At 63.5% G+C, this 21,321-nt stretch carries 17 protein-coding genes; 9 read left to right on the top strand and 8 right to left on the bottom strand.

What is annotated here, in order from left to right; all coding sequences use genetic code 11:
- A partial coding sequence (locus tag AAGD32_14875; protein ID MEM8875528.1) for a flagellin hook IN motif-containing protein occupies positions 1–1,296 on the bottom strand: 1,296 nt, incomplete at its 3' end.
- A gap of 378 nt (positions 1,297–1,674) precedes the next feature.
- Positions 1,675–3,045 (bottom strand): ATP-binding protein, encoded by a 1,371-nt coding sequence (locus AAGD32_14870; protein MEM8875527.1) that lies wholly within the window; start codon positions 3,043–3,045, stop codon positions 1,675–1,677.
- A gap of 74 nt (positions 3,046–3,119) precedes the next feature.
- On the opposite strand from AAGD32_14870, the gene AAGD32_14865 reads away from it, so the two are divergent.
- The 6 genes from AAGD32_14865 (at position 3,120) to prfB (ending at position 9,271) form a co-directional block, all read left to right on the top strand.
- Positions 3,120–3,911: a segregation/condensation protein A gene (locus AAGD32_14865; GenBank protein ID MEM8875526.1), complete on the top strand. Its 792-nt coding sequence runs from the start codon at positions 3,120–3,122 to the stop codon at positions 3,909–3,911.
- Positions 3,912–3,930: 19 nt separating this feature from the next.
- The gene (locus AAGD32_14860; GenBank protein ID MEM8875525.1) at positions 3,931–4,386 is read left to right on the top strand and encodes a RidA family protein; all 456 of its coding nucleotides are present in this window, start codon (positions 3,931–3,933) and stop codon (positions 4,384–4,386) included.
- 10 nt (positions 4,387–4,396) lie between these two features.
- Positions 4,397–4,948 carry an N-acetyltransferase gene (locus AAGD32_14855; protein ID MEM8875524.1) on the top strand — a complete coding sequence of 184 codons (552 nt, stop codon included), beginning with the start codon at positions 4,397–4,399 and terminating at the stop codon, positions 4,946–4,948.
- Positions 4,949–5,113: 165 nt separating this feature from the next.
- Entirely contained in the window at positions 5,114–7,198 is a 2,085-nt protein-coding gene (locus AAGD32_14850; GenBank protein ID MEM8875523.1) for a hypothetical protein, read from the top strand.
- 3 nt (positions 7,199–7,201) lie between these two features.
- Positions 7,202–8,095, top strand: a complete 894-nt coding sequence (locus tag AAGD32_14845) for an NAD-dependent epimerase/dehydratase family protein (GenBank protein MEM8875522.1) — start codon at positions 7,202–7,204, stop codon at positions 8,093–8,095.
- A gap of 50 nt (positions 8,096–8,145) precedes the next feature.
- Positions 8,146–9,271, top strand: a protein-coding gene (gene prfB / locus AAGD32_14840; GenBank protein ID MEM8875521.1) for a peptide chain release factor 2 whose coding sequence is annotated in 2 segments (ribosomal slippage) — positions 8,146–8,217 and positions 8,219–9,271 — 1,125 coding nt in all. Because the reading frame shifts where the segments join, the coding sequence is not laid out codon by codon here.
- A 20-nt stretch (positions 9,272–9,291) separates the two neighbouring features.
- Here the strand turns inward: prfB and AAGD32_14835 are convergent.
- Entirely contained in the window at positions 9,292–9,942 is a 651-nt protein-coding gene (locus AAGD32_14835; protein ID MEM8875520.1) for a hypothetical protein, read from the bottom strand.
- A gap of 44 nt (positions 9,943–9,986) precedes the next feature.
- Here AAGD32_14835 and AAGD32_14830 point away from each other — a divergent pair, with 44 nt between their 5' ends.
- From AAGD32_14830 to AAGD32_14820, 3 genes are all read left to right on the top strand, one after another.
- A complete protein-coding gene (locus AAGD32_14830; protein ID MEM8875519.1) occupies positions 9,987–10,343 on the top strand; it encodes a 2Fe-2S iron-sulfur cluster-binding protein in 357 nt (118 codons plus the stop codon).
- A 111-nt stretch (positions 10,344–10,454) separates the two neighbouring features.
- Positions 10,455–12,005, top strand: coding sequence for a glycosyltransferase (locus AAGD32_14825; protein MEM8875518.1), 1,551 nt, complete (start codon positions 10,455–10,457; stop codon positions 12,003–12,005).
- Positions 12,006–12,189: 184 nt separating this feature from the next.
- Entirely contained in the window at positions 12,190–12,852 is a 663-nt protein-coding gene (locus AAGD32_14820; protein MEM8875517.1) for a PEP-CTERM sorting domain-containing protein, read from the top strand.
- 90 nt (positions 12,853–12,942) lie between these two features.
- On the opposite strand, the gene recN is transcribed toward AAGD32_14820, so the two are convergent.
- The 5 genes from recN to AAGD32_14795 form a co-directional block, all read right to left on the bottom strand.
- Complete coding sequence (gene recN, locus AAGD32_14815) at positions 12,943–14,610, bottom strand: DNA repair protein RecN (GenBank protein ID MEM8875516.1); 1,668 nt, start codon at positions 14,608–14,610, stop codon at positions 12,943–12,945.
- 29 nt (positions 14,611–14,639) lie between these two features.
- The gene (gene metG, locus AAGD32_14810; protein MEM8875515.1) at positions 14,640–15,029 is read right to left on the bottom strand and encodes a methionine--tRNA ligase subunit beta; all 390 of its coding nucleotides are present in this window, start codon (positions 15,027–15,029) and stop codon (positions 14,640–14,642) included.
- 23 nt (positions 15,030–15,052) lie between these two features.
- The gene (locus tag AAGD32_14805) at positions 15,053–15,823 is read right to left on the bottom strand and encodes a glycosyltransferase family 2 protein (protein ID MEM8875514.1); all 771 of its coding nucleotides are present in this window, start codon (positions 15,821–15,823) and stop codon (positions 15,053–15,055) included.
- Between the two features lie 277 nt (positions 15,824–16,100).
- Positions 16,101–19,406 (bottom strand): hypothetical protein, encoded by a 3,306-nt coding sequence (locus AAGD32_14800; protein MEM8875513.1) that lies wholly within the window; start codon positions 19,404–19,406, stop codon positions 16,101–16,103.
- A 173-nt stretch (positions 19,407–19,579) separates the two neighbouring features.
- On the bottom strand, positions 19,580–20,950 hold the full coding sequence (locus tag AAGD32_14795) for a PhoH family protein (protein ID MEM8875512.1): 1,371 nt from the start codon (positions 20,948–20,950) through the stop codon (positions 19,580–19,582).
- Positions 20,951–21,321 lie beyond the last annotated feature (371 nt).

The following is a 21,321-nucleotide window of genomic DNA, read 5'->3' as shown; positions in this document are numbered from 1 at the left end:
GGCGAAGTCCGTGTCGCGGATCGCGGACTCGGCGGCCGACGCGTTCTCGTAGGCAACGCCCAGCGAGTTGATCGTGCTGCCGATCGTGAACCGCTGGAACGCGCCCAGACGGCCACGGAGCTGGCTGACCTGCTTGATCGACTCATCGATGATCCGCTGAGCCTGCACGAGGTTATCGCTGGTGACCTGGTTGGCACCACCCGAGGCGAGGCTCGAGAGGAAGCCGTCCGTGTCATTGCCGAGCGAGCCGCTCGAGACGGACTGCAGACCGATGCCGGCCTTGTCGGTCTCGGTGACCTTGCTGCCCAGCGCGAAGTCCGCACCACCGCCGGTGACCGAGAAGGTCTTGTTGTTGCCGGCGTTGAGGTCCTCGGTGAGACGGAAGCTCACGTCGAGGTTGCTGTTGCGGAAGGTGACGTCGAGGCCGTCGGTCGTGGCGGTCGCACCGTTGACCTGGACCGCGGCGTCGCTGCCGGTGTCGGTGGCATCGAAGAAGGTACCGGAGATGGTCTTCACGCTGACCGACTCGTCACTACCGAACTCTTCGGAGCGGAGCACGATCTTGTTCGGGACCGAGCCGACCGAGGCGGTGACGCCGGTGGAGACCGTGACCGCGTTGACGGCGGCGACGACGGCCGAAAGGGCCGTGCCCGAGCCGAAGCTCAGCTGCTCAACGCCGTCGGTGCCCTTGACCTCGATGGTCGCGGTGTTGGACAGGGCCGAGCTGGTGAAGGCGTTGGAGGTCACGCCCTGGGTCGCGGAGTTGGTCACTTCGACGACAACGTTGTTGCTGCCACCGTCGGGAATACGAGCGGCGTTGACGCGCACGTTCTGGACGGCCGAGGCATCGGCGCCCGAGGTCGCGTAGTCGTAGCTGCCGTCCAGGAGCTTCTGGCCCTGGAAGCTGGTGGCGCTGGCCAAGCGGTTGACCGTCTCGAGGATCGAGTCGATCTGGAGCTGGTTCGCGTCGATTTCTTCCTTGCTCAGGCCGCCGGTGTTGGCCGACTGGCTGACGAGGCCCTGAAGCTCGTTGAGCAGCGCCGAGACTTCGCTCAGACCACCCTCGGCGGTGCCGATGATGTTCGAAGCGCGCTCACCGTTGTCGATGGCCTGAAGGATACCGCTCTTCTCGGAGCGGAGGTTTTCCGAAGCGATCAGGCCGGCGGGGTTGTCCGCACCGGTGTTGATCTTCAAACCAGTGCTCAGGCGCGTCAGCGACGCATTGAGGCTGTTCTGGTTCGAGTTGAGGGTGCGCTGCGCGAGCAGCGACGAAACGTTAGTGTTGATCCGCGTCATTGCGAATGTTCCTTCCATGGGCCGACGCTCTCACGCCGGCGAGAATCCTTAGGTTTCTCGGCCAATCCGTGGCCGGCGGCTCTGACGAGCCGCTCGCGGGGTCGGACAACCTCGCCCAACACATCCCGCACGGACGCACCGTCTGACAGCGCATCCGAGGTATGTGTCGGGCGGATCAACCCGTGGCTTTGGCGGCGAAAATGACGCGAAAATTTACCCGGACGTTGCTTCTCGGACCCACCGCACGCACCGACACCCGTGGACGGACGCATAGCCCGATTAGCAACCCCAACTTCACGTCAGATAACGCGAACAGGTCCGTTAACAAAGGCGATTCGGGATATTGGACGTGACCGACAACACGCCTTATCGGGCGCATCAGAACGGAATGTCTTCCTCTTCGAACCCGCCCAACCCGCGCCGGGGGCGATGGCGTTTGGAGTGCAGGCCGAACGGCTGATCGGGCTTGCCGGCGAACCCTCGGGCCGCATCGGCGCTCGTGCCCTTGGTCAGCTTCAACGCCTCGGCGACATCCTCCGCGGTCCGCTGCTCACGCCCGGCTTCGAGCGCGAGCAGGCCGCTAAGTCGAACGATCTCGTGCAGGTGCGCGAAGCTCAGCTCGTCGCTGTCGTGCGCGAGTTGGTCGTCGGACAGACCCGGCAGGTGCTTGTTGAAGAAACGCTTGCGCAAATCGACCGTCGGGTTGGGGATTTCGATGACGGCATCGAACCGGCCAGGACGATTGCTGACCGCCGGGTCGAGTTCGTCGGGATGGTTCGTCGTTGCCACCAGCAACAACGGCTTGGCCGGCTCGCCGTCCCTCTCGCCCGTGTCCTGCTCGACGCCATCGAGCATGTTCAGGAAGCGCGACACGTCGAGCCGCTTGAGCAGCCAGTCGAGGTCCTCGATGACAAGCATCGCCGGGCCCTGCTCACGCCAATGGCGAAAGACCCGCTCCATGTCGTCGGAGTCGAAATCGCTGGCGGGTTTGAGGATTAACGCCGCCACGTCGGGCAACTCGCCGGCGAGTAGGCGGATCAACGAGGTCTTGCCGTTGCCCGGCGGGCCGTGCAGAAGCAGACCACGCTTGGGCGGCAGGCCAAGCTTTTTATGCAGCTCGGTGCCGCTTTCGGAAAACAGTGCCTTGCTCTCACGCCGGACGCGCTTGAGCAGCTCCTCGTCGGCAACGAGTCGGTCGGCGGCGAGTCGGGGGTCGAGCCGGGGAAAGGTCTCACCCGTGCGAGCCCCGTCGACGACCTGCCACTTGTCGAGATTCCGTCGGCGACGTAGCTCCGTGATCGTGTCGCGAAACCGGTTGTAGCCCGCGACATCCCGCACCGCGAGCAGGTACAGCGTTTCGCCGTTTCCGTATTCGGGCGCGTACCAGCACCAGCGCGCCACCGCCAGGTCGTAATCTTCGAGCAAAACCAACCCCGACGGCAGCAACGTCGTCGGCCTGTTCCGCTCGAACGTGTGCGCCACCGACGGACTCACGCCGCCCGACAACGACCGTACTGCCTGCCAGGGTTGCTCGATATCCGGCAACAACTCTTCCAAAGCCAGATCAAAGTCGCCCAGCCAAACGTCCTGCGGCACCGCGATCGTCCACGCATCGACATCGTCGACCTGATCGGCGAGCGCCTCGCGCAGCAGCCGTGCCGCGTGCTCGGTCAACGAGACGTCCGTCGGCAGTTCGCCGCTTGGCGAAACCCCGAGCGTGTCTTCGATTGATCCCAATGGCGAATGCAAGGGGAAAGCGTAGGCGCGGGCCGCGATGCGGTTCCGATAACAATCGGCTGCGTTTGCCGTAAACTCGCCGGTCCATGGACTACCGCGTCGACACCGAGATCTTCCACGGGCCGATGGATCTGCTGCTGCACCTGATCCGTCGCGACGAGATCGACGTGCGTGACATCCCCATCGCCAGCGTATGCGATCAGTTCTGCCACCACGTACGGCTGCTTCAGCACCTGGATATCGACGACGTCGGCGAGTTTCTCGTGATGGCCGCGACGCTGATGGAAGTGAAGAGCGCGATGCTCTTGCCCCGGCCCGAGGCCGAGGAAGGGGCCGAGGTCGACGCGACGCAGGACATCACCGACCCCCGGTACGAACTCGTGCAGCAGCTGCTCGAGTACAAGAAGCTCAAGGACGCCGCCGCGTTGCTGGCGGAGAAGCAGGCGCTGCGTGAGGCGCAGCTGCCGCGCCAGCCGGGGCCGCTGCGGCGGAGTGAGCCGGACGACGACGCACCACCGCCGTTGGACATGGAAGACGTACAGGTGTTCGACCTGCTGGAAGCCTTCGGCCGCTTGATGGGCGAGGTCGGCAAGCGACCCAGCCGGTTCCACGAAGTCCAGTACGACGAAACCCCGATCGACCTCCACGCCGCCGACATCGAAGACCGCCTGCGCCGCGACGGGCCGATGCGATTCAAGACCCTGCTCGAGGGCCGCACCAGCCGAAGCGAAATGATCGGCGTCTTCCTCGCCCTGCTCGAACTGATCCGCGAGAAGAAGATCAAAGTCGACGTCGAAGACGGTGCCGACCCGCGTGACCCGGCCGCCCTTCGACTGGAAGCCGGCGAGGGACTGATGGAGAGTGCCGACGACGATTGATCTCCGGTACCCTGTGGGCATGAGCATCAAACAAAAGCTGGCCGACATGGGCATCGCCGTTCCGAGCGGCGCGCAAACGTTCGGGGCATATGTGCCGGCCAAGCGGGTCGGTGATGCGATCTTCGTCAGCGGGCAGTTGCCGATGAAGGACGGCAAGCTCTTGGCCGAGGGGATCGTCGGCGACGGCGTCACGCTCGAAGAAGCCCAGGCGGCGGCACGACAGTGCGTGATCAACGCACTGGTCGGCGTCGAGGCGGCGGGGATCGGGATGGACAGCATCACGGGCGTCACACGCGTCGGCTGCTTCGTCGCGTCGACGACGGGGTTCACCGACCAGCCGAAGGTGGCCAACGCCGCCAGCGAGTTTCTGCACGCGCTGTTCGGGGAGTCGGGCCAGCACGTCCGCGCGGCTGTCGGCGTCGCAAGCCTCCCGCTCAACGCCGCCGTCGAGATTGAGTTCACATTCTCGGCATAAACTGCCGACCTTGCCCGACGCAGTTCCCATCCGCCCCGCACTTGTGCGCCCCGCCACCGTCGCCGACGTCCCGGCGATGCACAGCGCCATCAACCAGCACGCCGAACTCGGGCGGATGCTCTTCAAGTCCTACGCGCAGCTCTATGAGAACATCCGCAACTACGCCGTCGCCGAGGTCGATGACGAGGTCGTTGGCACCGCGGCACTTGCAGTGATCTGGCGCGACCTCGCGGAGATCCGCTCCCTCGCCGTCGACGCCGCCCACGTCGGCAAAGGCCTCGGCGGCCAACTCACCCGCTGGACGCTCGACGAAGCCCGACGCCTCAACATCCGACGCGTCATGTCGCTCACTTACGAGCAAGCCTTCTTCGAAAAGTACGGCTTCGTTGTCGTCGAAATGTCATCGCTCCCGCTGAAGGTCTGGAGCGACTGCGTGCGGTGTCCGAAGAAGGACGCGTGCGACGAGATCGCGATGGTCGCGACGCTCGAAGACGTCGAACCGGTACCAGGACCGTCTGCACCAGCCACGCCGAAGGGCGTGAGCATTCCGGTTTTGCCGTGAACGCGTCACCCGGCGAGGCCCGCTCCGATTTGAGCGATTGCTGGCGGGCATGGGATTCGCCCTCGCGTCGGACAGCCTGCTCATTATACTGCGTACTGCGGCGATGCGTCAGGGGCGACGCTCGCCCACGTCTGAGGCCCCACCGTTGACCTCACGGACCTCATGATGCCCTCGCATACCTTGACCGCCCTCCTGCTCCGCAAGTGGAACGACAGTACGTCCGACGAAATCTACGAGGCGGTACTCAACGCGGCGAAATTTCAGAACGTCGATGTGCAGGAGCTCAAGAACGACAACGGCAAGATCCCGGACAACTTCGAGGAGCGGGTGTCGAGGTGTGACTTCGTGATCGCCGTGGACATCCACACGTCGCCGGCGGTCTACCATGAGATCGGCTACGCGTCGTGCTTGGGCAAGACGTTGCTTCTGATCACCGACGAGAAGCCCGCTGACGCGCCAGACAACATTTACACCCAGCTCGACAACAAGCTCATCCTCCAGACCGGGTGGAGGACGCTGCAACTCTCGAACGATCTTGAGGAACGATTTAAGAAGATCCGGGAGCGTTCGCCGGATCGGAAGGTTCTTCTGAGCGATCTGGTCGCGGCCGTGAAGACGCTGGCCAAGCTGGATTACGAGAGCGGCCTCTACACGAAAGCCCAGTGCTTCATCGCTCAACGGTTCCTGAAGCAGGCGCAGCAGTGGACCGAGACCGGCCCGTTGTCGGTCGAGGGCAACCAGGAGGTGCTGATGGTGGGCACGGAGATTCTCAAGCACGTCCACGAGACCGGGTTCGCCACGCTCTGGTTCGGCGGGCTTGACTCTTGGTACAACGACCTGAACCCCGACACCGACGACGACTACCTGCGGACGGCGAAGGACGCGGCCCAGCGGGGCGTGGATATCCGGCGGGTGTACATCCTCGACAAGCAGACCGACGCCGACGATGAGCGGTTTCGCGAGCTGGTGCGCAAGGACGTGCTCCACGGGATCAAGGCGACGTACGCCGTGCCCGACGAGGCGTGGTTTCGGAAGCACGGGCACCTGAAGGATTTCGCGATCTGGGACGACACGTTGCTGGCCGAGGTGCAGTACACCCAGACCGGCCAGACCAAGGACAAGCCGCGCATCGTGCGCTGCCTCTACTCGCCTCTGAAGAAGGACGGCGAGCGGTTGCTCTCGGTGCGGGACGGGACCGAGGTGAAGTCGTACGTGGAGATCGTCGAGAAACTCAATCCTAAGCCGGCACCGGCGATCCCGGTCGAAGACTTTTTCCTGGCCGAGTACCGCAGCACGATCGAGGCACACGCCGAGGAACACTGTGCTGAGACTCACGGCTGCCGGCACTACCACGGGAGCTGGCCGCTGCTGCGTTTGCTCCGTGGCGTCTCCACCCCCACCTGGCACTCCGACTTCTACTTCGACCACATCCGCCAGTGGAGCGACCAGTTCCTTGAGACCGGCGGTGGATCGATCAAGGTGCTGATCTCTGGGATGGCCGACTTCGGCATGCTCTACCACCTGGTCCAGTCGATCGGCGTGGACAAGATCAAGCAGAGCGCGATCGAGTTCCACCTGCTGGACCGCTGCAAGACACCGATCGAAGCCTGCCGTACCCTGCGCGAGAAGCTCAGTAAGGAGCCGCTCGAGACCCTGCGGGTCGACCTCAAGCTCATGGATAAACAGGTGGACATCCTCGACTCGGCCGGGCTCAAGAAGGCCCACGTCGACCCCGGCTCGTACCACCTGATCTGCTCGGACGCGTTCCTCACCCGGACCACCGACTTCATGGGCAAGAGCTTCTCACCCGAGCACATCTTCGCCGTCTGGAGTGACCTGCTCACGCCCGGCGGTGCGATCATCACGACCGCCCGCATCAAAGACGCGGTCGGCACCGACATCACCAGCGACCTGCGCCGCAGCTTCGAGCAACGCATGCTCGACAAACTCGATGAGCATCGCGCGCAGCCGGACTCACCCCTGTCTCACGTCGACCCGGATCACGCCCGGGAGCAGATCAGCGGCTACGCCCAGTTCATCGAGTCCCGACCGTTCCCCGACCGCGACGCCCTGTCCGACGAACTGGATCGCTTTCCCGAGTTCGTCCCCTCCACCTTCTTCTCAACCGAGGACATCCGCGACGCGACCGACGATCGCAAGAAGCGATTCATTGTCCGCCAGATCGCCAACGACCACGAGATGGTCGAGCAGCCCTACTACGCCCGCATCTCACTGCGAAAGAAGGCTTGAGCGATGAGCGGCAAGGCGCGACGGGTTCTCGTGATTGGCGGCAACCGGTTCGCGGGCCGGATGGCGGCGGGACTGCTCTCGGACATGCCAGGCGTCGAGGTCGCGGTGCTCAACCGCTCGGGCACCGGCCCTGACGACGTTCGCGCCTTCCGGGCGGATCGGAATGCGGAACTCGGGAGCGTGCTGCGGGACTTCCGGCCTGACTGCCTGATTGACTTTGCCGCCTATACACCCACGCAGGCCGAGCGGGCGTGTGATCTGACTTCAGCCAACGGTATCCACTATGTTCACATTTCTTCTGCATCGGCCTACCCGCCCAACGGTGAACCACACGCGGAACATGCTCCGCTGACACCTCACGAAGGTTGGGGCGATTACGGTCGGGAGAAAGCACTTGCGGACGAGTGCGTCAGAACTCGAAAGCCCGACGCCACGATCCTGAGGCCAGCTTACTTCATCGGACCGGACAATCCGATCCGCCGATGCACGCTTCTGTTCGACCGCATTGCCGGTGGCGAGCCGCTGCCGATACCGTATGACGGGTCGGCCCTGATTCAGACGGTCCACCCGCAAGATCTTGCGCGAGCCGCCATTGTCGCCGGCAGGATGAGGGCAGCCGGTCCAATCAATATTGCATGCGCAGAGCCGACGAGCATCGCGAACTTCTATCATCTCTGTGTCGAATTAGTTGGCGAAATGGCAGCTAAGCCCGCCCAGATCATGCAGACCGACGAGTTTGCGGAGGCGTACGACGAAAACCGTTGGCCGTTTCCGGGACTCCCAATGCGGCTCGACACCACACGCTGCACCCAGGAACTGGGCGTCGTATGCCGCCCTACACCCGTATCAGTCCGTGAAGCACACCAAACGTGGCTGAAACACCGGATCGAACGATGAAGGCGGTCGCACGGCCATCGGGCAACCGTCTGCCTAACCTTCCGCCGTACATGCAGCACGAGAACCTCAATCAGTCCCTCGAGGACCTGGCGGCGCGGATGGTAAAACTCCGCGACTCTCTTTAACTTGCCCAAACGCGAAGCCGAGCTGGGCGAGCTCGAAGCCAAGATGAACGCACCGGACTTCTGGGACGACCCCGACGCGGCCCAGAAAGTCGTCGCGCAAATGAAGCGCACCAAGGCCGGCATCGAACCGATCCAGGAAATGCTTGCGGGTGTGGAAGATGTGCGTGCGATGATGGAGCTGGCCGACGAGGCGGACGACCAGGAAGCGCGCGAGGAAGCCGACCGCATGCTAACCGACCTCGAAGCCAAGGGCGACAAGGTCGAGTTGCAGGCGCTACTCTCGGACAAAAACGATCCGCACAACGCATTCGTGCAGATTCACGCCGGGGCCGGCGGCGTCGAGGCGATGGACTTCGCCGAGATGCTGCTGCGGATGTACCTGTACTTCTTCAACAACCGCGGCTGGAAGGTCGAGGAAGTCGACCGCACCGACGGCGAGCAGGCCGGGATCAAGGACATCAACCTGCTGGTGCAGGGCGAGTACGCCTTCGGCTATCTCAAGGCCGAGGCCGGCGTGCATCGGCTGGTCCGCCCGTCGCCGTTCAACGCCCAGGGCAAACGCCAGACCTCGTTCGCGTCGGTCGACGTGATCCCCGAGTTCGAGGACGACGACAGCGACATCGAAATCCCCGACGCCGACCTCGAAGCCGAGGCCTTCGCACGCTCCAGCGGCCCCGGCGGCCAGAACGTCAACAAGGTCGCCACCGCCGTCCGCATGACGCACAAGCCGACCGGCATCCAGGTCGTCGCGTCGGTGCATAAGTCGCAACAGCAGAATCGCAAGCTCGCCCTATCGCTGATCAAGGGCCGGCTCGAACTACTCCAACAGGCCGAGCGCGATGAGGAGCTCAAGAAGCTTTACGGCGAAAAGGGCGCGATCGCCTGGGGCAACCAGATTCGCAACTACGTCCTCGACGACCGCCGCGTGAAAGACGTCCGCACCGGCGTCGAAACAGGAAACGTCGAAAGCGTCCTCGACCGCGGCGAACTCGACCCGTTCATCGACGCCGAGCTAAGGCGACGAAAGACGGCGGCGGGCAAGAGCAATTAGGTCTGCCCAGCCGTGGTCTCTTACTCGGTCACGTCGTATCCCGCGGCCAGCAGCACTTTCTTCACCGCACTGTCGGTCGGGATGCCGTTGGTGCCGTGCTCGGTGAGGTCGTCATACTCGTCGTTGAGCCGCTGGGCTTCGTCGGTGAGGCGATCGACGACGCCACGGAGGGCTTCCTGGAACATCGGATCGGTCGCGGCCTGGGCGGCCTCCTTCTCGGTCTTGCCGGTGCCTTCCCAGCGTTTGCCCATGACCTCGTCAGCGACCTCACGCACGATCCGATCGGCTTGCGCGAACACCGTCTCACCGATCCGGCGATGGCCGTGCTCGTGCTCGATCAGCTTTTCGTTGGCGTTCTCGGGCAGATAGATTCGGTGACGCAGGTCGAGCGTGTAGGTGAACGTGATCCGGTTCAGCCGCACCGTCACCCCTTCGCGGGTCGGCTTACCGCGATAACGAAACTTGTAGCGCAGATCGACGTTGAAATCGAAGCGGCACAACGCGTCCTCGTCGGGTGCGAGTTCGAGGTCGACCGGCGGGTTGGCCGGATCGAACTCGATGATTTCGACCGTCGGCTCATTGAGGACAATCTTGACGTCCTCGTCCACCTGCACAACAGCAAGGGCTGGAACCAGTGTGATGAGCAAAAGGCAGCGCTGGCAGATACCCATGATTGGCTATTGTACCAAACCCGACCGTGCCCCATGATCTGGCCATGCCCAAACTTACGGTTGATGGTGTTGGTGAGTTTGAAGTCCCTCCCAGCAAGCGCCTGGTACTTGCATTGGAGGACGAAGCCGGCATCGATCAGCTCCACGCCTGCGGCGGTCATGGCAAATGCACGACCTGTGCCGTGACATTCCTCGCCGGCGAACCTGAAAAGATGACGCAGCAGGAGCACGAGACGCTCACGGCCCGCGGGCTCGACGGCGTCCGGCTCAGCTGCCAACTCGGTTGCACGCACGACATGACCGTCAAGGCCGAAAGCCGCGTGAGCACGACCGATCGCAAGGACGCGGGCCCACGCCCCATGGACGGGATCGAACCGCCGCCGGTCTGGGTCGAGAAATAGGGTCTTCGCAGACCTAAATCGCTAATGCAATCTTCTTGTTTGACTTTTGCGATGATTGCCCTCTAGCTTGCGTTCCGACCAGCGCTTCCTCACCGTTACGATCCTTACCCGATGCCCGAGAGTCCCCGGCCCACGCCGAACCCTGATTCCGCCGCAGAAACGCCGGAAACCGGTGTTTCGGACGATGTCGATACCCCGACGTCCCTCCCCCGACGCCGAAAGCCCGTCGTCGAAAAGCGGCCGCGCGTGTTCATGTTGGGCTGGGAATTCCCACCGCTAATTTCCGGCGGTCTTGGAACGGCTTGCCACGGGCTGACCAAGGCGCTCGCCGAGCAACGTGTGGACGTGACGTTCGTTCTGCCACGCCCGGCCAACGTCCCGGCGGCCGTCGCCGCTGCGAAGATGCCCGACGGATCGGGGCCGACCGTCGAAACCATCGGCGAGGATCGCACCGAGATTTTCGACGCGCCCGAGAGCGTGACGATCGAAACCATCGAGGCCGGCGGGTTCGGCCCATACGCATCTCCCTCGGATCATGTCACCGCGTCGAGTGCGACGATCAAAAGCTCCACCATCCGCGGGGCCGGCCAGCCGGTGACCGGTGACGGGCGTTTCCCAGAGCGTGACTCGCTGCCGTACATCCGCCAAGTCATCCAACGCAAGACCGACGCCACGCCACACGACGCATCCCCCGGCGAGTCGGGCCGATATGCCGGTGACATGTTCGACGAGGTCCGCAAGTACGCCGAGCTCGCGGTGAAGCTCGCCGGCGAGAAGACCAAGTCCGGCCTGAAGTTCGATGTCGTCCACGCCCACGACTGGATGACCTTCCCCGCCGGGCTCGAGGTCGCCGCCAAGCTCAACGTTCCGCTGGTGGTTCACGTCCACTCGACCGAGTACGACCGTTCCGGCGACAACGCCGACGACCGCATCGCCGACATCGAACGCCGCGGCATCCACGCCGCCCAGCGCGTCATCGCCGTCAGCCACTACACCCGCGGCGTCATCGAACACCGCTTCGGCGTCGACGCCGGCCGGATCGACGTCATCCACAACGGGATTGAAGTTCAGCCCGAGAACACCCCCCCGACCGAGCCGCAAAGCTTCCGCATCGGCCGCGACGAAAAGCTCGTGCTTTTCCTCGGACGGATCACGATGCAGAAAGGCCCCGAGTACTTCATCGAGGCGGCCCAAAAAGTTCTCGAAATCATGCCGGATGTGCGTTTCGTCATGGCGGGCAACGGCGACCAACTCCCGCCGATCGTGCAGCGGACCGTCGAAGCGGGCCTGAGCAACAAGATCCTCTTCACCGGCTTCCTCCGGGGCAGCGACGTCGAGGCCGTCTTCAAGCTCGCCGATCTGTACGTCATGCCCAGCGTGAGCGAGCCGTTCGGCATCGCCCCGCTCGAAGCGATGAGCCACGACGTCCCGGTCATCATCTCCAAGACCAGCGGCGTCAGCGAGGTGCTCAAGCACGCCTTGAAGGTCGACTTCTGGGACACCGACGAGATGGCGAACAAGATCGCCGCCGTGCTGAAACACCCCAGTCTCGCCGGCACCCTCCGCCGTGAGGGCGCGCTCGAAGTCCGCAGCATGCGCTGGCAGGACGCCGCCGAGCGGTGCAAGGCGCTGTACGCCGAGATGATCAAACCGAGCGCCTGACGCCCGGTTCCGGTCGCCGCCAAAAGATATACGAAATCATCGCCGCGATGACTCTGGGCGGCTTGGTGGGGTGATCGCTACTTTGCCATTGCTCGACGCCATTTCGCGTGAGCCGCACTGCCCGAAGCCGCGCTACTTTCAGCGATATCGGGCAGGCGCAACAAGTAGTTCGGAGACAGAAACGATGCGATACACCACCACAACCGCCCTCGCCACGACGCTCGGGCTGGTCGCCTTTTCGTACGGACAGGTGCCCTTGGGCACCCTCGATATCCCGGACGGCGACGTCATTCTCGCCGAAGAAGACTTCGGCATTTCCACGATCGATCCGATCCTCATCCCGCTGGCCGATACGGGCTTCAGCACGGGCGGCTCGGTGCTGGCCGACGGAATTGTCCTCGACCTCACCGAAGCCGGCGAACGATCGATCGAGTCGTTGGACCTGATCGGCCTGACGGACGTCGATTTCTTTTTCAGCTGGGCCACGACCGGCACGTTCACCGACGGCTCGTCCTTCCTGATCGAAGCAACGACCGAAGGCACCGACTTCACCCTCTTCGAGTTCACCAGTGCGGCCGGCCTGAGCGGTGCCGATCCCGCGCCGCCGTTCTTCGAGTTCTTTGCCAGCCCGCCCGGTGGCGCGACCGATGCGGGGCTCGACGCACTGCTGGCGTCGGGTCTGGATCTTTCGGACGTCACGTTCTCGGCTTCGGCCATCGCCGGGCCGGGCTCTGACGGCACGATCTTCCTCGACTCGGTGCTCATCACCGGCACACCTATCCCCGAGCCGGCTTCCGCGGCTCTGCTGGGAATCGCCGGCACGATGCTTCTGCGTCGGCGTCGGTAGACAAACTCTCTCTCAATCCCAAGCACGACGCGGGTGCCGACGACTCGGCACCCGCGTTGCGTTTCGGGCCAATAGCCAACAACACCGACCTTACCGCCGGGCCACGTCCAGCAACTCCCTTGCCTGGGCGCGGGTCGTCTCCGTGATCTTCGCGCCGCCGATCATGGCGGCGAGTTCTTCCACACGCGACTCGCCGGTCATCACCTCGACCGTGCTGACCGTCGCGTCACCAGCTTGGTCCTTGCGCACGGTCAAGTGCCGGTCGGCGTGGGCGGCGATCTGGGGCAGGTGCGTGATGCACAGCACTTGGTGGGCCTCGGCGAGGTGGCGGAGCTTGGAGCCGATGACGCTGCCGAGTCGGCCGCCGACGTTGGCGTCGATCTCGTCAAACACCAACACGCTGATGCGGTCACCTTGCGCGAGCACCTGTTTGAGTGCGAGCATGATGCGTGAAAGCTCGCCACCGGACGCGATCTTTCGGAGCGGCTGCGGCTCGAGGCCGGGGTTGGTCTGGGCGACAAACTCGACGGCATCATCGCCGGCCGCGCTCGGCTCGCCGGGAGCGACATCGACCCGGAACTTCGCCTTGGGCATGCCGAGCTCGGCGAGCTGCGACTCGATCAACGGCGTGAGTTTGCGAGCGGCAGCACCGCGTTTCTTCGTCAGGACCGCGGCGAGCTTCTCCCGTTTCTCGGCGAGCGGTTTGAGCTTGGCTTCGAGCGCGTCGGCATTGTCGCCGGCACCGTCGAGGTCGGCCAGCTCCGCCCGCAACCCGTCACGAAACGCCAGCACATCGGCCATGGACGGGCCGTACTTTTTGAGCAGGCGGTTGAGCGTGTTGAGCCGGGTCTGCGTTTCTTCCAACTCGGCCGGGTCGAGGTCGAGCTTCTGCGTGTAGCGGCCGAGATCCCGGGCAGCTTCGTCTAGTTGCAACGTCGCACTCTTGACCGCCTCGGCGATCGGCTTCACCTCCGCATCGAGGTCGCTCAAGTGATCGAGTGACCGCCCGATCGAACGCAACCGCTCGACCAACGCATCGTCGTTCTCGTACAGCGCGTCGTGGGCGGCAGTGCTGTCGGTCTTGAGCGTCTCCAGGTTACCGAGCTTCGAGGCTTTCTTTTCGAGCGCTTCAAACTCGTCCGCATCAGGGGCGGCGGCCTCGATCTCATCGAGTTGGAACTTGAGAAAGTCGATCCGCTGCGTGCGGTCTTTCTCGCCGCGTCGGAGGTCCGCGATCTTGGCCCGGGTCGCCTGCAACTCCGACCAGGTCGCCGCATGCTCGGTGCGCGGCTTTTCCAGCCGGGCGTACTGGTCGAGCACGTCGAGTTGGTTCGCGGCCTTGAGCAGGAAAACGTGATCGTGTTGTCCATGCACGTCGGCGAGCAACTCGCCGGCGGCGCGGAGCATGCCGAGCGTGACGGGGTGGCCGTTGACCGACGCGGACGTTCGGCCGCTGGCGAAGATCCGACGCGTGAGGAGCAAATCGGCATCCTCGTCGAACGGCACATCGGTCGCGGCCGAAAGCGCTTGACGCAGCGTGTCGTCGCCGATCTCGAAGACGCCCGAGACACGCCCCTCCCTTGCCCCGCGCCGCAGAAGCGTCGACGCCGACCGCAGCCCGAGCAGCACGCCGATCGCTCCGATGACCAGCGACTTACCCGCGCCGGTCTCGCCGGTGAAACAGTTGAGCCCGGCGGCCAGCTCGACCTTCGCGTCGGCGATGACCGCAAGGTTCGAGATGTGCAGTTCGCGCAGCATGCGATCAAGCCAGGGATCGGCCACAGGGGTCAGCCGACGCGGCTTCCGGGTGCGATGTCGCTCATCGGGCTCAGCAGCACGACTTGCGTGTGGTCGTCGTTGCTCGCGGCGAGAAGCATGCCCTGGCTGATCTCGCCGCGCATCTTGCGCGGGGCGAGGTTGGCTACGACGATGATCTGTCGGCCCACCAGCGCGTCCGGCCCGTAGTGGCCCTTGATGCCGGCGCAGATCTGCCGACCTTCGGGCGTGCCGTCGTCGAGCTTGAGCAGTAACAGTTTGTCCGCGTTGGGGTGGTCGCCGGCTTCCTTGATGGTCGCCACGCGGAGATCGACCTTCGTGAAGTCGTCGTACTGAATGTGCGGGTCTTGCTTGGGCGCTTCGGGGGCGGCCGCGTCGGGGGTTGGGGTCGGGTCGGACATCCGCCGATGATAGAAGCGTCGCGTCAGCTGCGTTTGAGCCCGTACTTGGCGATGACGTAGAGGATTTTGTAGCCGGCCTTGAAGGTGCCACGCAGGGTGCCGGTGATTTTGGACTGGCCGATGCGCGGGCGGTACTTCACCGGCACTTCGCGGATGCGCAGCTTCTGCCGGGCGGCCTTGATCTGCATCTCGACGGTCCAGCCAAAGTTGGTGTCGACCATATTCAACGCTTCGAGCTTGTCCCAGGCGATGGCGCGGAACGGGCCGAGATCAGTGTACTTCTGCCGGAACAGCACTCGCATGAGGGTACAAGCGAGCCAGTTGCCGAAGATCGCCTGCGGGAGCAACGCGCCCTTGGGCTGATCAAGCAGCATGCGACTGCCGAGAACGAAGTCGGCCTTATCCGAAAGGATCGGGTCCACGATCTCTTCCAACTGCTCGGGGTGATCGGAGAAGTCGGCGTCGATGAACGCGACGACCGCCGGTGGGTTCTTGCGGACCTCGGCGAGGCCGGCAAGGCAAGCGGAGCCGTAGCCCTGTCGAGGGGCAGGCACCACGGTCGCACCGAACTTGCGTGCAACCTCCGCGGTGTAGTCGGTCGAGTTGTTGTCGGCGACGACGACCGCCCGGTGCCAACGACGCGGGAGTGCGTCGATCACTCGCCCGATGCTGCCTTCCTCGTTCCACGCCGGGATCACCACGACCACGTCGGCCCGATTGGCGGCTTCCTTCGCGAGGGGCTCGTGATGGGCGACAGCTTCCGAGGCATCCGCGACTTGTCGAACCGTCTGCATTGCTTGAGCTTACGGACAATCAACCGCGCCCACTCGGATGATCTTGCATTCTCTGCCATAATTCATAGCTGCCGCCGCTACCGATGGGTGGAGCCATTGCCATTTTGTTGTGGAGAGCGGACGGAAACACGGTACGTGTTGCCAGGCCCGTGTCCTCACGCACCAGCGCCAGCCATTCGGACCGAGAGTCGCCTTCGGCAAAAGCCACATGACACCGCCGGCCCGCGGATGTAAGCCGCAGGCCGGCGGTGTCTGACAGAACTGCTCCGTCGACGACTTATGCAGCACGCCGGCGACGCAGTAACAGACCGGCGGCTGCCAGGACGCCAAGGCCCGCCGGCTCCGGAATCAGCACCGCCTGAAGGTACACGTCTCCGTTGGGCAGGTCGGCGAACGTCACGAAGTCGACCAACGGACTGTTGTCGACGACCAACGGCATCTGCGGATCGACCAGATCGGCGGCACCGGCGATGATCAGGAACGTCTCGTCCTGCTCCGGCACGAAGCCGCCAAGCAGGTCGACCTCGATCGTGCCCGAGACGGTCACAAGATCAGTCACGACCAGCAGGTCGTTATCGCCGGTGCCGGCGATGTCGATCACGAGCGTGCCCGAATCGGAGAGAAGCGCGGTCCCGTCGACGGTGAACACGCCGATCGCGTCCTCGGTGTCACCCGGCGAGACGACTCCGCCAAGCTCGTTGACGAGATTGGCCACGAGCGTGCCCTCACCCATGAGCGTGTCGGGCGAGCCGTTGACGAAGGCGAGGACGCCGCTGACATTATCGTCGACCGTGAAAGTAGAACCCGCGCCGATAAGCACCGTTCCTTCGTTGACGAACGAAGCCCCGGAGGCAAGGTGTGATGTGAACTCGGCCCCGCCGGCGAGACGGAAAGTACCGTTGTTCGTATCGAAGTTACCGGACACCAGGGCGCCAGGTGCCGAGCCCGCGTCATCGAAGAGGTCGGTCGTTGCGGTCAGGCCATACAGTTCGATCGTGGCGTTGTTGATCGCGAGATCGAATCCGATGGGCGAAATGTTGAGCGTACCGTCGATCGCTCGGTAGGTACCCCCAACAAGCACGTTACCCGCGCCAAGGTTGGTTACGACAGCGGTCGCACTCGTTGTCTCGAGCGTCGAACCCGCCAGCGCCTCGTAGGTACCGTCGGTGTTGTCGTGCTCACCAATGGCAAGTTGCAGGGTGCCGCCGCTGGAAGCTCGGAACGTCCCTGTGTTGGTGGTCGTCTCGGCGGGGTCGATCGTGAGCGACGCGCCGCCAACGTTGGCTTCAACAGTGCCCGCATTGATCAGGTTGATCGCGTTGTCACCGATGTCGCCTTCACCTTCGATGGTATGCCCGCTGCTCTGGGTCAGCAGAAGCTGTGTGGTGGTCGCGTCATTGACACCGGCGTTAGGCCCATCGAGCAGGAGCGAACCGGTTCCGCCAAGCGTGACATCGCTCTGCAACTCGAAGTCGGTCGACGCCCCCGATCCGTCGAGCGTGATGACACCGTTGTTGGTGAGTGAGTTTGTGACACCGAAGTCGGTATTGGTGCCAACATTGATCCGGCCGTCATTGGTGACATCCGTGAGGACCACATTGGCACCACCCGCGACATTGACCTCGCCGGTCGCATCGGGCGTGTCCAACGTCCCGCCCGTGAGATCGACGCCGCTCAGCAAGGTGACACTCGAATCGGCGAACGCGTTGATGGTGGTGCTGTTGGTGTGACCGCCGGCGGCAAGCGCCAGATTACCGCCGTCGATTGCATCAAGCGTGCCGTTGTTCACAAATCCATCGACGCCAGCGGCAGGATCCAGCGAGAGCGTTCCGCCGACAACGTTGGCAAGAATGGTTCCGTTGTTGACCACGTTGATTGTGTTATCGCCAATGTCTCCTTCACCGACGATCGAGTGGTCGACGCCGTTGGTCAGGATCAGCTGCGTCGTGGTGGCGTCATTGATCCCGGCATTCGGGCCGTCCATGACGAGTGTCCCGTTGCCCGCCAACGTGGCGTTTGTCTGGAGCTCCACATCGGTGGACACACCGGTCCCGTCGAGGCTGATCGAACCGTTGTTGATGATGGTGCCAGTGATGCCAAAGTCGGTGTTGCCCGCGACCTCGATCCGGGCCGACGTGGTCAGGTCGGCGAGGAACACATTCGCACCTCCGACGACAGCGACGGCACCCGTCGCGTCGGGCGTATCGATCAAGCCGGCCGTGATGTCGGCCCCGCTGAGCAACTGGACGATTGAGCCCTCGAGAGCCTCGATGGTGCCGCCGGTGTTGTCGTAGCTGCCGGCCGCGAACTCAAGGATGCCGCCGTCGGACGCACGGAGCGTGTCGGTGTTGACGAACGTAGCGGCCGGATCGAGCGTGAGTGTGCCCGCGGCAGCGTTCGCGTCGATGAGGCTGTTGTTGACGACGTTGATGGTGTTATCGCCGAGATCACCCTCGCCCTGAATGGTGTGGCCGGCCGCTTGAATCAGGACGAACTGGGTCGTGGAGGCATCGTTGATCCCGGCGTTGGGCCCGACGAGCGTGACCGTCCCGTCGCCGGTAAGCAACACGTCGGACTGCAACTCGAAATCCGTCGCCACGCCGGTGCCGTCGAGGTTTAGGGCCCCTGTGTTGGTAAACGTCCCGGTCACACCGAAGTCGGTGTTGCCCGCGACATTGGTACGGCCGGTGTTGGTGACGTCGGTGAAAAACGAGTTGACACCGCCGAGCACCTCAATCGAGCCGGTCGCATCGGGGGTGGCGAGCGTGCCACCAATGATCGTGACACCCGATGCGATCTCGACGGTCGAGTCGGCCAGCGCCTCGATGCTCGTCGTGTTGATGTAGCCACCGGCATTGAACAGCAACGTCCCGCCGTTGATCGCCTGGAGCGTGCCGTTGTTCGTAAAGCCACCCGCTCCGGAAGCCGGATCAAGCGTCATCGTCTGCCCGGTGAGATCGGCAAGAATGATCCCATCGTTGACGACGTCGATCGTGTTGGCGCTGATGTTGCCCGAACCGCGGATCGTGTGCCCCACGCCGTTGGTCAACACATTCACCACAGTGGAGGCATCGTCGATCTGGGCGTTGGGGCCGTTCAGGAAGACGAAGCCGGTGCCGTTGAGCGTGGTGCTGGTGCTCAGTTCGAGACTCGCGGTGGCCCCGGAGCCGTCCAGGTTGATCTCGCCGTTGTTGGTGCTGGTGAGACCGAGCCGGAAGTCCGTGTTGGTTGCGACGTTAATCACGCCGGCGTTGCTCATGCTCGAGACGTCGGTGAGGTTGAAGTTGGAGCCGCCGTTGATGTTGAAAATGCCGGCCCCGAGTACGTCCAGCCCACCGAGCGTAATGGTACCGGAGAAGTCCGTCGGGGCCGGCGCGCCGATCACGGCCGACTCGGTCGCGGTGTTGGGAACATCGCCCAGATCCCAGTTGTCGGCGTTGTTGTAATCCTGATCCCCTTCGGAGCCGTCCCAGGTGATGACTTGCCCATAAGCGGAAACGGTAATCGTGGCAAGGGCGGACAGAGCCGCAAGGCTGATCCAGCGACGACGCAATGCTTGCGCATGGCGGTTTTTCAGAGACATCTTTTCTCCCATGGTTCGCGGTTTTACGACTCAAACAGTCGCGTTCGATGGGCTGTCGAGATGTCAGCCCCCGCAGGCCATGCGTCATCGGAGTTGCCCCGGGGCCAGAAAATCTTTGGATTATCGGACACCTCCAAAGGTCGTAAAATTTTCGGGTGAGAGCCCGCCGGTAATCACAACGTCTCGGCCACGAGGCTTGCCAGTTCGCTGCGCTCGGCCTTGGCCAGGGTCACGTGGCCGACCAAGGCGTTGTTCTTGAGACGTTCGACGACGTAGCTCAGGCCGTTGCTGGAGCTGTCGAGGTACGGATTGTCGATCTGGCTGGCATCGCCGGTGAGAATGAGCTTGGTTCCCTCGCCGACACGGGTGGCGATGGTTTTGACCTCGTGGGGCGTGAGGTTCTGGGCTTCGTCGACGATCAGATACTGCTGGGGGATGGATCGGCCGCGGATGTAGGTCAGGGGTTCGAGCACGACCGTCCCCTCGGCCATCAGGCCGGCGATCTTCTTTTCCACGTTCGTCGCGGTCGCCTTCGGCTCGCCCTTGTCGTTTTCACTTAGGCGGTTGCCCAACAGCAACGTGAGGTTGTCGAAGATCGGCTGCATCCACGCGGCGAGCTTCTCGTCCTTGTCGCCGGGCAGGTAGCCGATGTCCTTGCCCATGGGCATGATCGGCCGAGCGACGAGGAGCTTTTCGTAGACGCCAGCGTTGAGCGTCTTGTCCATACCGGCAGCGAGCGCGAGCAGCGTCTTGCCCGTACCCGCGTTGCCGAGGAGTGTCACCAACTTCACCCGGTCGTCCATGAGCAGGTCGAACGCCATCGTCTGCTGCAGGTTCCGCGGGGCGATACCGAAGATGTTGCTCCGTTTGTTCCGAACGGGCCGCAGCACCTGAGTTTCGCCATCGAAGCGAGCCAGCGCGGTGTGCTGCTCATCTTCGGCGTTGTGGAGCAGGACGAACTCATTCGCATTGAGCGGCGTCTCGGTCGAACCGTCGGGCAGCGCGACACCGTCATCGTTCTTGAAAAGCTGATCGATGAACTGCCGGGCAACGGTCAGGTCGCGGTAGCCGGTGTATAGGTGGTCAAAGTCGACCTTTTGGTTCTGGAAGTCCTGGGCGACCAGCCCGAGCGCCGTGGCTTTGACGCGGCAGTTGATGTCCTTCGACACCAGCACGACGGTGCGGCCCTCGACCTTGAGGTTGGCCGCGACGTTAATGATGCGGTTGTCGGGGCTATCCAGCCGAAGCGCCGGGTGCTGCGGCTCGACATGGTTGAGCATCACCTGGACCACCCCGCCGGTCCGTTCGACCCGCACCCCCTCGGCCAACGGCCCGCTCTTGCGCATCTCGTCCAGATGCCGGATCGCTTGCCGGGCGTTACGCCCCAGATCGTCGTTGTTGCCCTTGAACGTGTCGAGCTCTTCCAGCACCACGAACGGGATCACCACTGTGTTGTCCTCGAAGACGAACAGGGCTTCTGGGTTGTGCAGCAGCACGTTGGTATCCAGCACAAACGTCTTCACCGCTCCATCGGCATGTTCCATGTCACCGGCAGTGTGACGGAAAACGGGCGAGGGGCAAGACAAGGGTCATGCCGAATCACTCAGCCGGATCGGTGGCCGCGACAGTCTCGCATCAACAACCGGACATCGCATGCCTTATGGGTCTGGTTGGAGAACTAGAGCCAACCTCGTCTGCCGCGAGCAGACTCAGCCTTGACAATTCGCGTGTCGCCAATGTGACCAAAAATTCGATCAATTCTCAATTTTGTATGGAACGAAATCACTGACCGTTCGTCAATTCACACGTGACACGGTGACGCTTGATTCAAGAAACTCCGATCGGAGTTGCAAGCATCGCTTTCATTCCGCCACCAGGGGACCTGGCGACGGCGACAGTTCATTACGCTTTTGGC

The sequence above is a fragment of the Planctomycetota bacterium genome (assembly GCA_039182125.1).
Lineage (GTDB): Bacteria > Planctomycetota > Phycisphaerae > Tepidisphaerales > Tepidisphaeraceae > JBCDCH01.
The sequence above is the reverse complement of the archived record's forward strand: the minus strand, read 5'-3'. Positions and strand labels throughout refer to the sequence as shown.